General features: G+C 46.8%; 11 protein-coding genes and 1 pseudogene. 6 read left to right on the top strand and 6 right to left on the bottom strand.

The annotated features are described in order from the left end of the window. Positions 1 to 20: 20 nt before the first annotated feature. Positions 21 to 1,054: pseudogene (locus ACED59_RS15230) on the bottom strand (YifB family Mg chelatase-like AAA ATPase); the annotation flags it as partial. Positions 1,055 to 1,525: 471 nt separating this feature from the next. On the opposite strand from ACED59_RS15230, the gene ilvG reads away from it, so the two are divergent. From ilvG to ilvA, 5 genes are read left to right on the top strand one after another with little or no spacing between them, the layout of a single operon-like run. Beyond that, complete coding sequence (gene ilvG, locus ACED59_RS15235) at positions 1,526 to 3,172, top strand: acetolactate synthase 2 catalytic subunit (protein WP_017096608.1); 1,647 nt, start codon at positions 1,526 to 1,528, stop codon at positions 3,170 to 3,172. A gap of 1 nt (position 3,173) precedes the next feature. Then, positions 3,174 to 3,458, top strand: a complete 285-nt coding sequence (gene ilvM / locus ACED59_RS15240) for an acetolactate synthase 2 small subunit (RefSeq protein ID WP_009848112.1) — start codon at positions 3,174 to 3,176, stop codon at positions 3,456 to 3,458. Positions 3,459 to 3,470: 12 nt separating this feature from the next. After that, positions 3,471 to 4,439, top strand: coding sequence for a branched-chain amino acid transaminase (locus tag ACED59_RS15245; RefSeq protein WP_017096607.1), 969 nt, complete (start codon positions 3,471 to 3,473; stop codon positions 4,437 to 4,439). 33 nt (positions 4,440 to 4,472) lie between these two features. Beyond that, positions 4,473 to 6,314 carry a dihydroxy-acid dehydratase gene (gene ilvD, locus ACED59_RS15250; RefSeq protein WP_371705041.1) on the top strand — a complete coding sequence of 614 codons (1,842 nt, stop codon included), beginning with the start codon at positions 4,473 to 4,475 and terminating at the stop codon, positions 6,312 to 6,314. Positions 6,315 to 6,316: 2 nt separating this feature from the next. Continuing rightward, the gene (gene ilvA / locus ACED59_RS15255) at positions 6,317 to 7,861 is read left to right on the top strand and encodes a threonine ammonia-lyase, biosynthetic (RefSeq protein WP_009848115.1); all 1,545 of its coding nucleotides are present in this window, start codon (positions 6,317 to 6,319) and stop codon (positions 7,859 to 7,861) included. 100 nt (positions 7,862 to 7,961) lie between these two features. On the opposite strand, the gene punR is transcribed toward ilvA, so the two are convergent. After that, complete coding sequence (gene punR / locus ACED59_RS15260; protein ID WP_009848116.1) at positions 7,962 to 8,876, bottom strand: DNA-binding transcriptional activator PunR; 915 nt, start codon at positions 8,874 to 8,876, stop codon at positions 7,962 to 7,964. A 163-nt stretch (positions 8,877 to 9,039) separates the two neighbouring features. Between punR and punC the strand changes: the two genes are divergently transcribed. Beyond that, complete coding sequence (gene punC, locus ACED59_RS15265; protein ID WP_017096606.1) at positions 9,040 to 10,251, top strand: purine nucleoside transporter PunC; 1,212 nt, start codon at positions 9,040 to 9,042, stop codon at positions 10,249 to 10,251. 123 nt (positions 10,252 to 10,374) lie between these two features. Here punC and glmU read toward each other — a convergent pair whose 3' ends face one another. The 4 genes from glmU to atpG all read right to left on the bottom strand — a co-directional run bounded on the left by glmU (position 10,375) and on the right by atpG (position 14,664). Then, positions 10,375 to 11,736, bottom strand: coding sequence for a bifunctional UDP-N-acetylglucosamine diphosphorylase/glucosamine-1-phosphate N-acetyltransferase GlmU (glmU, locus tag ACED59_RS15270; RefSeq protein ID WP_029223764.1), 1,362 nt, complete (start codon positions 11,734 to 11,736; stop codon positions 10,375 to 10,377). 182 nt (positions 11,737 to 11,918) lie between these two features. Then, complete coding sequence (locus tag ACED59_RS15275; RefSeq protein WP_004735742.1) at positions 11,919 to 12,341, bottom strand: F0F1 ATP synthase subunit epsilon; 423 nt, start codon at positions 12,339 to 12,341, stop codon at positions 11,919 to 11,921. An 18-nt stretch (positions 12,342 to 12,359) separates the two neighbouring features. Next, positions 12,360 to 13,763, bottom strand: coding sequence for a F0F1 ATP synthase subunit beta (gene atpD, locus ACED59_RS15280; RefSeq protein ID WP_009848119.1), 1,404 nt, complete (start codon positions 13,761 to 13,763; stop codon positions 12,360 to 12,362). 34 nt (positions 13,764 to 13,797) lie between these two features. Next, positions 13,798 to 14,664 carry a F0F1 ATP synthase subunit gamma gene (gene atpG / locus ACED59_RS15285; RefSeq protein WP_009848120.1) on the bottom strand — a complete coding sequence of 289 codons (867 nt, stop codon included), beginning with the start codon at positions 14,662 to 14,664 and terminating at the stop codon, positions 13,798 to 13,800. Positions 14,665 to 14,708 lie beyond the last annotated feature (44 nt).

Raw genomic sequence — 14,708 nt, forward strand, 5'->3', positions numbered from 1 at the left:
AATAACGGCCCTGATAGTCGATTGAGGTAACGCAGGATAATTTGCGGGTTCGCTCGAGCTTGCCTGCCACGCGTGAAATAATGATCTCACCCGACTCTAGCGGCTCTCGCAGTGAATCAAGCACCTTACGCTCAAACTCTGGCATCTCATCAAGAAACAATAAGCCATTATGCGCCAAAGATATCTCACCGGGGCGAGGTATCGAGCCACCACCGACCAATGCTGCCATCGAACTCGAATGGTGTGGAGAACGGAAAGGTCGTTGTTTCCAGTTGTATTGATTGATCTCTTGTTGCGTTAAAGAAGCCACCGAAGCAGTTTCCATCGCCTCGTCATCACTCATCTCAGGTAACAAATCGCGCAATCGAGAAGCCAACATGGTTTTTCCAGTTCCGGGCGGGCCGAGAAAAAGCAGGTTATGGTTGCCCGCTGCGGCGATCTCCAGTGCTCGCTTACCTTGCTGCTGGCCAATAATATCTTGTAAGTCACGATTATCAGACACATCGACATGATGATGCTCGGTTCGATATAAACCAAGCTGAGCCTGACCACACATATCCGCACAAACCTCTAGCAAGGTTTGCGCTGATTTATGGGCCCCCTTGCCGACTAAGGCCGCCTGATCACCATTGTGATGTGGAACTACTAAGCATCGCTCGACACTATCGGCGGCTAACGTCGCAGGCAGAACGCCCTTTACCGAGCGCAACTCTCCTGACAATGCCAACTCACCGATAAATTCATGTTGAGCTATTTTTGATGTCGGAAGCTGATCTGACGCCACCAAAATCCCAAGCGCGATTGGCAGATCGAAACGCCCTCCCTCTTTGGGTAAATCAGCAGGCGCGAGGTTGACCGTGATCCTTTTCGAAGGAAATTCAAAGCGAGAATTGATGATGGCACTCCTGACTCGATCTTTAGATTCTTTGACCGTCGTTTCAGGTAGCCCCACCAATGTAAACCCAGGCATACCGTTGCTTATATGCACTTCAACGGTCACTTCTGGTGCCTCTACTCCCACACTAGCCCGGCTGTGAATTATCGCGAGTCCCATAACTTTCCTTTGTCTTTGATTTAAAAGTATTCGCTCTGGGTATTCGTTGCTCACCAAAGCGATAAGGTTGTTATATAGCTTGGTGGAATGGTGTTTTAATGTGAAAAAAGAATGACATTTTCCTTGTCATACTGCAGATTTGTGTGATAACACTAGAGATGTAAACTTTTACTGAAGACAATAAACGAGAAAACTCGAATATTATGATTTTTAACGCTCGCATTTACGCACTGATTAACCTGATTATCGTAGTCATTATTAAGACTGCGCGGGGGCGAGTGGGAAAAAAGTAACCACGAATTAGAAAAACCCCCCGCACTGAAAAGTCCGGGGGTTTTTTCTAATTTAGACATTCGATTTTATATTTTGAAACATTTTCGGCTTTGCCGATTTACAGGAAGAATGGGAGCACAAGATGTGCAGAGACAATGGAAACAATTACCAAAACAAAGGTAATACGGAGGAATTACGATGAAAGGCGCAGAACTGGTCGTATCCGCACTCAAGCAACAAGGCATTGAGACCGTATTTGGTTACCCTGGCGGTGCCATCATGCCAATCTACGATGCACTCTATGACGGCGGGGTTGAACATATCCTATGTCGCCATGAGCAAGGCGCTGCAATGGCCGCTATCGGTATGGCTCGAGCAACGCAAGACGTCGCTGTTTGTATGGCAACCTCAGGCCCGGGGGCAACTAACCTAGTCACAGGTCTTGCTGATGCTTTTATGGATTCCATCCCACTCGTAGCTATCACTGGTCAAGTTGCTAGTTCCCACATTGGTACCGATGCATTCCAAGAAATGGATGTGATTGGTATGTCTCTGTCATGTACTAAACACAGCTACCTTGTTACCGATATTGAAGATCTTGCGCCAACATTGGCTGAAGCATTTATCGTTGCAAAAGCAGGGCGTCCCGGTCCGGTTATTGTCGATATCGCTAAAGATGTTCAACTAGCCGAATCCCCTGTAAAAATTCTTCCTGAATTTACACCACCAGCAATTCCTGTTGTGACAACGGATGCTATTGAGCAAGCTCAGTACTTCTTATCTCAAGCGACTCGTCCTGTTTTATACGTAGGTGGTGGCGTTCAACTGGCGAAAGCAACCGATGCAGTTCGTGAGTTTTTACGCCTTAACCCAATGCCGGCCGTAAGCACACTGAAAGGCTTAGGCACTATCGAGCGTGACGACCCACACTATCTTGGCATGCTTGGTATGCACGGCACTAAAGCCGCTAACCTAGTGGTTCAAGAAAGTGACCTGTTGATTGTTGTGGGCGCTCGTTTTGATGACCGAGTTACTGGTAAGCTCGACACCTTTGCACCGCACGCTAAAGTTATCCATATTGATATCGATGCGGCTGAGTTCAGCAAACTACGTCTTGCCGATGCACCAATTCGTGGTGACATCAACAAGATCATGCCTCAACTGGAGCTAAGCCAAGACATCTCTTCTTGGGTTCATCACTCCGAAGGCCTTCGTAGCTCATTCAAATGGCGTTACGACCACCCTGGCGACCTTATCTTCGCACCTCTGTTGTTGAAACAACTGTCAGACATGATGCCTGCGAGTTCTATGGTTTCGACCGATGTTGGCCAACATCAGATGTGGGCAGCTCAACACATTCAGCCACGCGATCCACAAAACTTCATCACTTCAGCGGGCTTAGGCACTATGGGCTTTGGCCTACCTGCAGCCATGGGTGCATCGGTTGGTCGTCCTAATGACCAATCTATACTTATCTCAGGTGACGGCTCGTTCATGATGAACATTCAAGAGCTTGGTACGCTGAAGCGTCGCCAAATCCCAGTAAAAATGGTGCTGCTTAACAACTCGCGCTTAGGCATGGTTCGCCAATGGCAATCGCTGTTCTTTGATGGCCGACACAGTGAAACCATCTTGGATGACAACCCGGATTTCGTCATGCTAGCGAAAGCATTTGATATCCCGGGCAAAACCATCACGCGTAAAGAAGAAGTAGAACCAGCACTGAAAGAGATGCTAGAGAGCAAAACCGCTTACCTACTTCATGTTCTTATCGATGAAGAAGAGAACGTATGGCCACTAGTACCGCCAGGTGCTTCAAACAGTGAGATGTTGGAGAACACATAACATGAAAAGATACCTATTAGACATCAAAGCCGATGATAAGCCTGTACTACTAGAGCGTGTTCTTCGTGTTATCCGCCACCGTGGCTTTATTGTTAAGCAAGTAGCTGGCACTCAAAACCACGAAAGCAAAGTGGCGAGTGTTGAGATCATTGTCGACAGTGAGCGTCCGATCTCTTTCTTGGTAAACCAAATCGAAAAACTGTGGGACGTGCGTACCGTTGACGTTATCTCGATCAGCCGTAATGAATTGCCAAACAACAACTTACAACAAAAGATAAACGCATAAGGAACCGCTAACATGACAGCTAAAACAGCAGACTATATTTGGTTTAATGGTGAGATGGTTCCTTGGGCAGAGGCGAACGTTCACGTCCTGACTCACGCAATGCACTACGGTACTTCTGTGTTTGAAGGTGTTCGTTGCTACAACACACCAAAGGGTCCGGTTATCTTCCGTCACCCAGAGCATGCTAAGCGCCTAAAAGACTCAGCAAAAATCTACCGCTTCCCTATTCCTTACACTGAGGAAGAAATTATGGAAGCGACTCGCGAAACGCTACGCCAAAATAAGCTAGAGTCAGCGTACATCCGCCCTCTCGGCTTTGTCGGTAACGTTGGCTTAGGTGTTTGCCCGCCTGAAAACACAGAGATGGATCTGATCATCGCTGCTTTCCCTTGGGGTTCTTACCTAGGCGAAGAAGCGCTAGAAAACGGCGTTGATGCGATGATTTCTAGCTGGAACCGTGCCGCTCCAAACACTATCCCAACCGCAGCAAAAGCCGGTGGTAACTACCTATCTTCACTACTGGTTGGTGGTGAAGCTCGCCGTCATGGTTACGATGAAGGCATCGCACTGAGTGTTGATGGTTACCTTTCAGAGGGTGCAGGTGAGAACATCTTTGTGATTCGTAATGGCGTACTATCAACGCCACCAGCGACCAGCGCAATTCTGCCGGGTATCACTCGTGATTCGATCATGACACTAGCAAAAGACATGGGTTATGAGATCCGTGAGGAGAACATTGCTCGTGAAGCACTATACCTTGCCGATGAAGTATTCATGACAGGCACAGCTGCCGAAATCGTTCCGGTTCGCAGCGTAGACAAAATTACAGTAGGTGAAGGCAAACGCGGTCCTATCACTGAAAAAGTTCAAGCGGCTTACTTTGGTTTATTCAATGGCACGACTGAAGATAAGTGGGGCTGGTTAGATTATGTTTACCCAGCAGACCAAACTTCAGCAAACCAAACGCAAACAACTAAGTAAGCAACAGCCAAATATTTTATAAGGATTTAAGCAATGCCAATCTATCGTTCAGCAACGACTACCCACGGACGCAACATGGCTGGTGCGCGCGCTTTATGGCGTGCAACTGGCGTTAAAGATGATGACTTCGGTAAGCCGATCATCGCGGTTGTAAACTCGTTCACTCAATTTGTACCAGGCCACGTTCACCTTAAAGACATGGGTCAACTGGTTGCGGGTGAAATCGAGAAAGCCGGCGGTATCGCTAAAGAATTCAACACCATCGCAGTCGATGATGGTATCGCAATGGGCCACGGCGGTATGCTGTACTCACTGCCATCACGTGAGCTTATCGCAGACTCGGTAGAGTACATGGTCAATGCACACTGTGCAGATGCGATGGTGTGTATCTCTAACTGTGACAAAATCACTCCGGGAATGATGATGGCAGCTATGCGCCTAAACATCCCAGTGATCTTTGTATCTGGCGGCCCAATGGAAGCAGGTAAAACCAAGCTTTCAGATCAAATCATCAAGCTAGATCTTGTTGACGCGATGATTCAGGGTGCCGATCCAACCATTTCTGATGAGCAAAGTGAGCAAGTAGAGCGTTCTGCATGTCCGACATGTGGTTCATGTTCAGGTATGTTCACAGCGAACTCAATGAACTGTCTAACAGAAGCACTTGGCCTATCTCAGCCTGGTAACGGTTCTATGCTAGCAACCCACGCAGACCGTGAAGAGCTATTCATCAATGCCGGTAAACGTATCGTTGACCTAACTAAGCGTTACTACGAGCAAGACGACGAATCAGCACTGCCACGCAGCATCGCAAATCGCGCAGCCTTTGATAATGCAATGGCGTTAGATATCGCGATGGGTGGTTCAAGTAACACCGTTCTTCACCTTTTAGCAGCCGCTCAAGAAGGCGACATTGACTTTGATATGGGTGATATCGACGAGATGTCTCGCCGCGTTCCACACCTATGTAAAGTTGCTCCTTCGACGCCTAAATACCACATGGAAGACGTTCACCGTGCTGGTGGCGTAATGGCTATCTTAGGTGAGCTTGATCGTGCAGGTCTACTCAATAACCAAACTCGCACCGTGCTTGGTCTAAGCATGCAAGAGCAACTTGCTCAGTACGACATCATGCAGACAGAAGACGAAGCGGTGCTTAAGTTCTTCCGTGCTGGCCCTGCGGGCATCCGAACAACCAAAGCATTCTCACAAGATTGCCGTTGGGATCGTCTTGATGACGACCGTAAAGAAGGTTGTATTCGTACTAAAGAAAACGCATTCAGCCAAGAAGGTGGTCTAGCGGTACTTTCAGGTAACATCGCGGTTGATGGTTGTATCGTTAAGACCGCGGGTGTTGATGAAGAAAACCTTAAATTCCAAGGCCCTGCAATCGTATTCGAAAGCCAAGATACGGCAGTAGACGGCATCTTAGCGGGTAAAGTAAAAGCCGGCGAAGTGGTTGTTATTCGTTACGAAGGTCCTAAAGGTGGTCCGGGCATGCAAGAGATGCTTTACCCAACGACTTACCTAAAATCGATGGGGCTAGGAAAGTCGTGTGCGCTTCTAACTGACGGACGTTTCTCTGGTGGTACATCAGGTCTATCTATCGGTCACGCTTCTCCAGAAGCAGCAAGTGGCGGTGTGATTGGTCTAGTGAACACTGGCGATATTATCACTATCGACATCCCTAGCCGCTCAATCACACTTGATGTGCCAGAAGCAGAGCTTGAAGCACGTCGAGTTAAACAGGATGCTCTAGGCTGGAAACCAGAAAACCGTCAGCGTGAAGTGTCTTTCGCACTGAAAGCTTATGCAAGCATGGCGACCAGTGCCGACAAAGGCGCTGTACGTGATAAGTCTAAACTTGAGGGCTAACTATGAGTGATGACACCTCCAGCCCCCAAAAACAAACTGGCGCAGATTATCTGCGTCAGATCCTGAGAGCGCCGGTTTACGAAGCGGCAATCGTGACACCTCTGCAGGATATGCCACGTTTAAGCGCGCGCATTGGTAATCAGGTTCAGCTTAAACGAGAAGACCGTCAGCCGGTGCACTCGTTCAAGCTACGTGGTGCCTACAACATGGTATCAAGCCTTTCTGAACAACAGAAAGCCGCAGGTGTGATTGCTGCATCGGCAGGTAACCATGCTCAAGGTATGGCGCTGTCCGGTTCTAAGCTTGGTATTCAGACCACGATTGTGATGCCAAAAACGACGCCGGATATCAAGGTTGATGCGGTACGCGGATTTGGTGGTAATGTGGTTCTGCACGGCAGTAATTTCGATGAAGCAAAAGCGGAAGCGGAACGCCTATCGGCTGAACATGGCTTCACCTTTGTACCTCCTTTCGATCACCCACTGGTGATTGCAGGGCAAGGTACTATGGGCATGGAGATGCTGCAGCAAAACGGTCACATGGATTATATCTTTGTGCCGGTTGGTGGTGGTGGCTTAGCCGCTGGTGTTGCAGTGCTTATCAAACAACTGATGCCAGAGATTAAAGTGATTGCGGTAGAGCCTGAAGACTCAGCTTGCTTGAAAGCAGCACTGGATGCGGGTGAACCAGTGGTACTGGATCAGGTCAGCATGTTTGCTGATGGTGTTGCGGTTAAACGCATTGGTGAAGAAACCTTCCGTCTTTGCCAACAGTACATTGATGGTCATATTACAGTCTCTAGCGATGAAATCTGCTCTGCGGTAAAGGACATCTTTGAAGACACCCGTGCAATTGCTGAGCCTTCAGGAGCGCTTGCTCTGGCAGGCCTTAAGAAGTTTGCAGAACAAAACCAACTGCAAAATAAGCAACTAGCAACGGTATTGTCTGGTGCGAACACCAACTTCCACGGTCTGCGTTATGTCTCTGAGCGTTGTGAATTGGGTGAGAAGCGAGAAGGTCTACTTGCGGTGACTATCCCAGAACGACAAGGTGCGTTCCTAGAGTTCTGTAACATTATTGGTGGTCGAGCGGTGACTGAGTTTAACTACCGCCACAACGACGAAAGCCTGGCGAATATCTTCGTTGGTGTACGTCTACAAGGTGGACAAGAAGAACTCGAACACATCATCAATGACTTACGTGAGGGTGACTACGCGGTTGTCGACTTGTCTGATGACGAGATGGCAAAACTTCATATTCGTTACATGATTGGCGGCAAACCATCGAAACCATTGAAAGAGCGTCTGTACAGCTTTGAGTTCCCTGAATACCCAGGAGCATTGATTAAATTCCTTGATACCTTAGGGACTCACTGGAATATCAGCTTGTTCAACTATCGTAACCATGGTGCTGATTACGGTCGTGTGCTGTGTGGTTTTGAGCTTGGTGATGACGATTTGGCTCAGTTCTCTACGCATTTAGAAGAACTCGGCTACCAATGCAAAGATGAAACCGATAACCCTTCCTACAAGTTCTTCTTGTCTTAAGAGTTCGGCCTAAACATGAAAAAGAGCGAGTTATGATAACTCGCTCTTTTTATTGGGCTGATTCAAACCTAACCCGAATGATCTTCAACGGATCACATCATTAGATCGCTTTACGATGATCCAACCAATCTTGGTGAAGTTGCTCACTTGATCCTAGATATTTGACCATCCATTCGATCAATTTATGGTTATCGTCTTTTCGCCACACCAAACAACAATGACTCTGCGGGCTTGGCTCGGGCAATATTTTTTCTACCAGCAAACCTTGCTCAATAATAGGTGCGGCGATATGCCTTGGCATGTAACCCACCCCAACACCATTTTTAAGACACTCTATCGCACTGTACCAGTTAGGTAACAATAGACGTCTTTGATTCGAAAAGTGCCCTGTGTGTCGCTTAGGCAGTACACTAGAGGTATCATCCAAACATATTGCTGGGTATTGACTGACAAAGGCTTCATTAAGGTTTTGCTCTCGCACACACGGGTGACTGGGTGACATCACAAATGCCCAATCTAACCGCCCCATATCCTTAACTTCAAAGTCACCACCAACCGGAATCGCCGAGGTTGCACCAATCACGACATCCGCCCTGCCCTGTGCAATGGCTTCCCAAGAGCCGTTAAACACTTCCATGTTAATCTGCAGCTCAGCGAACTCAAAGGTTTGATAAAACTCTTCAATCATAGGCTTCATCTTGTCGAGCTTAACCACGTTATCAAGCGTTAAGCGCAAGGTTTTCTTCCAACCACGCGCAGCTCGGCGAGTCTGGGCACTGAGTTCTTCCATCTGTCTCAGCAGTTGACGAGCCTCTTCAATAAACAACTCACCTGCAGGTGTCAGCTCTACTTTTCTTGGTAACCGTCTGAAAAGTAGAACATCAAGCTCTTGCTCTACCTGCCTAACCCCATAGCTGATCGCTGAGGGCACTTTGTGCAATTGTTCTGCCGCCGCAGTAAAACTGCCTAAGCGAGCAACAGTATCGAGCATTTCTAAAGAAGATTTAGAGAACATAAGCCTTCAAATTTTTTGATTGATAACCACATATTTTAGCGTTTTATTTTATCAGGTCTGAAAAATAGAATGTCAGCACAAATAAACAGGGGCCTTCACTTCTGTATATCAAACAATTTTTTTGATGATAAAAACATCACTACCTTTAGCTTAATGGCATCTTATGAATATTTCTAAATTTCAATTGGTCTACCTTGCAGTACTTTCAATGCTTGGCTTTATTGCGACCGATATGTACCTTCCTGCATTTAAGGCAATGGAAGTTGATTTCGCAACCGGTCCAGAGCAGATTGCTCTGTCTCTAACTGTATTCCTTGGCGGTATGGCAATGGGTCAGCTTCTTTGGGGTCTGGCGAGTGACAAGTATGGTCATCGCAACACACTAGCGGTTGGTCTTGTTATCTTTACGGCAGCGTCATTCGGCTTGGCATTCAGCACCGAGGTATGGCACCTACTAACACTACGCTTCATTCAAGCGATCGGTGTGTGTGCGCCTGCGGTAATCTGGCAAGCAATGGTTATCAAGCGTTACTCGCAAAGCAGTAGCCAGCAAATTTTTGCTACTATCATGCCTCTAGTAGCGCTATCTCCAGCACTAGCACCTCAACTGGGTGTGTTGCTAGCAAACAGCTTTGGCTGGCACAGTATCTTCATTACATTGACTTTGATGGGCGCACTACTAATTGCAACAACAATGGCTCAACCAAAAGAAGCGCCTGAAGTAAAGCAGACATCGATTAAGACAGACATCAAGATGTTGATAAAATCAAAGCCTTACATGGGTAATGTTTTAATGTTTGCTTCGGCATCTGCAGCGTTCTTCGCTTACCTAACAGGTATGCCAGAGATAATGGCTCAGCTAGGTTATGAAGCAAAAGACATCGGCTTGAGCTTTATCCCACAGACAATCGCGTTCATGGCGGGTGGTTATTTCGGTAAGCAAGCGGTGAAGAAATATGGTGATGGCGTTGTACTAAGAAATCTTATCGGTTTGTTCAGCGTTGCAGCGATGCTTATCTTCATTGCATCACAGTGGGAACTGACGTCAATCTGGCCTCTGCTTGCGCCTTTCTGTTTGATTGCAGTAGCAAACGGTGCACTTTACCCAATAGTAGTTAACCGTGCTCTATCAAGTGCTAAGCAAAGCCCAGCAACAGCTGCTGGCCTACAAAACAGCCTGCAAATCAGTATCAGTGGCCTATCAAGTGCATTGGTCGCGGCAATGGCTAGCCAAGCACTAAGCGCAACGGGTATCGCGGTTGTGATTTGTTTGGGTGCATTGTGGATTGGCTATATTGTTTCGAACAAAGAACTTTCTGAACACTTCGCGACACCAGACAACTCTCGAGTGGTCGCTGACGAGAAACAAGACTAGTTTCTCGGTTAAAGAAAACAAAAAAGAGCGATATTAGTCGCTCTTTTTTTATATCTAGATATCTAAGAAAAACCAATAGCAGTGCTATTAGCTCTATCGCTGTCATCTGCTTTATAGTTGAGGCTACTTTTTCTTAGTCGGACGCTGCCAGTTGGCAATTTTACGTTCTTTCGCACGACTAATAACAAGCTCGTTCTCAGCAACATCACGAGTCACCGTTGAGCCCGCACCGACAGTTGCGCCGTTGCCAATAGTAACAGGTGCGATCAATTGGCTGTCTGAGCCAACAAATACGTCATCGCCAATGATGGTCTTAAACTTGTTCGCGCCATCGTAGTTACAAGTGATAGCACCCGCACCCACATTTACACGTTGACCGATCTCAGCATCACCTAGGTAAGTAAGGTGATTCGCTTTAGAACCCTCACCAAGACGAGTGTTCTTCACTTCAACAAAGTTACCTACATGCGAATTGTTACGCATGTCAGCTCCTGGACGTAAGCGAGTGAAAGGACCAACCGTACAGTCTTCACCAATTGTCGCACCTTCGATTACGCTGTATGGGCGAACGATAGTGTTGTCATCAATCTCACAGTCTTTAAGTACACAACCAGTGCCGATAACCACGTTATCACCAATGCTTACGCTGCCTTCAATGATTACGTTGGTATCAATCTCAACATCCATACCACATTGAAGCTCACCACGTAGGTCAAAGCGGCTTGGGTCACGTAACATTACGCCTTGCTTTAATAACTTGTCTGCTTGTTCAGCTTGGTAAGCGCGCTCTAGACGAGCCAGTTGAGAGCGGTCGTTCACGCCTTCAACTTCAATTGGGCTTACTGGATGTACAGCCTCAACCGCACGCCCTTCATCGTGAGCCGCTGCAATAACGTCAGTCAGGTAGTATTCACCTTGTGCGTTATCGTTGCTTAAGCCAGACAACCAACGTTTCAGATCGCCACCAGTAGCAACCATAACGCCAGTATTAATCTCTTTGATAAGCTTCTGCTCATCGGTTGCATCTTTTTGCTCAACGATAGCGACAACCGGGCCATTGCGACGAATGATACGACCGTAGCCCATCGGGTTGTCTAACACGACCGTTAGTAGTGCGATACCACCGTTTGGTTGAGCGTCTAATAGGTTTTCAATGGTTTCAGGAGAGATTAGTGGAACATCACCGTATAGCACCAATACTTTTTCATCATCAGCGAAATGTGCAGATGCTTGATCTACAGCGTGACCAGTACCTAGCTGCTCAGCTTGCAGTGCCCAATTTACAGACTCTTCAGCTAGAGTAGCCTTCATCTGATCACCACCGTGGCCGTAAACCAGGTTGATATTTTGAGCGCCTAAACCATTACATGTATCGATAACATGCTTCACCATTGGCTTACCCGCTAGCGTGTGCAGAACCTTTGGTGTGTTTGAATACATGCGAGTGCCTTTGCCCGCCGCGAGAATCACTGCGCTAAACTTCATTGTAAACCTATCCAACAGTATTTTTATTAAGCCGATATTGTAACCGTTTTTGGCAAAAAAATTAAATCACAATAACCATTTAACCAGTAGTGGTGCTTAAAAGGTGCATTTTTCAGAACCTAAAAATGCAAAAAGGCGACCCTTAGGTCGCCTTTATCTCAGAGTCTATAATCTTAAAAAGATTAACGACGCTGCTTTGTCAGTTCGATAACTCGTAACTGAGCAATGGCTTTAGCCAGTTCACCGGCCGCTTGTGCGAAGTCTATATCGCCATGCTGATTTTGGATATTCTCCACAGCCTTGCGTTTAGCTTCTTCCGCCTTTGCTGCGTCTAGCTCTTCACCACGGATAGCTGTATCAGCCAGTACAGTCGCTGTACCAGGCTGAACTTCTACCATACCACCAGAAACATAAATAATTTCTTCGTGGCCGTGCTGCTTAACAATACGCACCATACCAGGCTTGATAGCGGTCAGCAGTGGAGTGTGACCATGGAAAATACCAAGCTCACCCTCACTACCGGTCACCTGAAACGTCTCAACAAGACCAGAGAAAATTTGTTTCTCGGCACTTACAACGTCTAGGTGAAAGGTTATTGCTGCCATATCGCCTCCTAGTTAGCCTTATAGCTTCTTAGCATTCTCGATAGCTTCGTCAATTGCACCACAGTACATGAACGCTTGCTCTGGAATGTCATCGTATTCACCAGATAGAAGACCTTGGAAGCCACGTAGAGTCTCTTTAAGAGGTACGTAAACGCCTGGGTCACCTGTAAATACTTCCGCTACGTGGTAAGGCTGAGTTAGGAACTTCTCAATCTTACGAGCACGAGATACAACTTGCTTATCTTCTTCAGATAGCTCGTCCATACCTAGGATAGCAATGATATCTTTCAGCTCTTTATAGCGCTGAAGAGTAGACTGAACGCCACGAGCGATGTCGTAGTGTTCTTGTCCAACTACCAATGGATCCAGTTGACGTGAAGTAGAATCTAGCGGGTCGATCGCTGGGTATAGACCCATAGATGCGATGTTACGGTTAAGTACAACCGTTGCATCCAAGTGAGCGAACGTTGTTGCTGGAGACGGGTCAGTCAAGTCATCCGCAGGTACGTATACCGCCTGTACAGACGTGATAGAACCAGCTTTAGTTGACGTGATACGCTCTTGTAGAACACCCATTTCTTCAGCTAGTGTAGGTTGGTAACCTACCGCAGAAGGCATACGACCTAGAAGTGCTGATACTTCAGTACCTGCTAGTGTGTAACGGTAGATGTTATCAACGAACAGTAGAACGTCACGACCTTCGTCACGGAAGCGCTCTGCCATTGTTAGACCAGTCAGTGCAACACGTAGACGGTTACCTGGTGGCTCGTTCATCTGGCCGTAAACCATCGCTACTTTTGATTCTTCAGGTTTTTCGATGTTTACAACACCTGCTTCCTGCATCTCAAAGTAGAAATCGTTACCTTCACGAGTACGCTCACCTACACCTGCAAATACAGATAGGCCTGAGTGTTGAAGTGCGATGTTGTTGATAAGTTCCATCATGTTAACGGTCTTACCTACACCAGCACCACCGAATAGACCGATTTTACCACCCTTAGCGAATGGACAAATCAAGTCGATTACTTTAACACCAGTTTCTAGAAGAGCTGTCTCGTTAGACTGCTCTTCGTAGCTTGGAGCTTCACGGTGAATGGCGTAATGCTCTTCAGCACCAATCTCGCCACACTCATCAATCGCGTCACCTAGGACATTCATGATACGACCCAATGTCTTAGTACCTACTGGTACTGAGATTGGAGCGCCAGTATTTTCAACTGTCAAACCACGACGTAAACCATCAGAGCTACCCATTACGATTGCGCGAACTACGCCACCGCCAAGTTGTTGCTGAACTTCAAGAACTAGACGCTCTTTCACTTCATTAACATTCAGAGCATCGTATACACGAGGTACTTCGCCCTGTGGGAACTCTACGTCGACTACCGCACCGATGATCTGTACGATCTTACCTGTAGCCATCGTTAATCCTCTAACTATTTAGTTTTACCTAAGCTTAAACCGCAGCTGCGCCTGAAACGATCTCAGAAAGTTCTTGTGTAATCGCCGATTGACGGGCTTTGTTATACACAAGTTCTAAGTCATCAATAATGTCACCAGCATTATCTGTTGCTGATTTCATTGCAATCATTCGAGCCGCTTGCTCACAAGCAAGGTTCTCGACCACACCTTGGTACACTTGAGATTCGACATAGCGAACCAATAGTGCATCTAGTAGTGGCTTTGGCTCGGGCTCATAAATGTAGTCCCAAGAATGACTGCGTTTCATTTCTTCGCTGTCTGATTTAGGCAAAGGAAGTAATTGATCGATCGTTGGTTCTTGAACCATAGTGTTTTCAAACTTGTTGAACACTACGAACAGGCGATCTAGTTCGCCTTCATCATATTTCTTCAGCATAACGCTCACAGAGCCAATCAAGTCTTCAAGGCTTGGACGATCGCCCAGACCAGAAACTTGAGCTGCTACTTTCGCGCCGCTGTTGTTGAAAAATGCTGTTGCTTTAGAGCCTACAATTGCAAGCTCAACATCAGCACCTTTCTCAGACCAATCTTTCATGTCGTTCATGGCTTTCTTGAACAAGTTAATGTTCAAACCACCACAAAGACCACGGTCTGTAGAAACGATGATGTAACCAACACGTTTGGCTTCACGTTCCTCAAGATAAGGATGCTTATACTCGAGGCTACCATTAGCCAAATGACCGATCACTTTACGCATTGTTTCTGCATATGGACGAGTAGCTTCCATTGCGTCTTGAGAACGACGCATTTTTGAAGCTGCTACCATTTCCATTGCTTTCGTAATCTTCTGTGTGCTTTTAACACTACCGATTTTATTACGTATCTCTTTTGCGCCGGCCATCGTTACTCTCCGTTAATGGTATGAGGTGGCCCTAAGACCACCTA

This window comes from Vibrio sp. FF266 (assembly GCF_041439695.1).
GTDB lineage: Bacteria > Pseudomonadota > Gammaproteobacteria > Enterobacterales > Vibrionaceae > Vibrio > Vibrio tasmaniensis_A.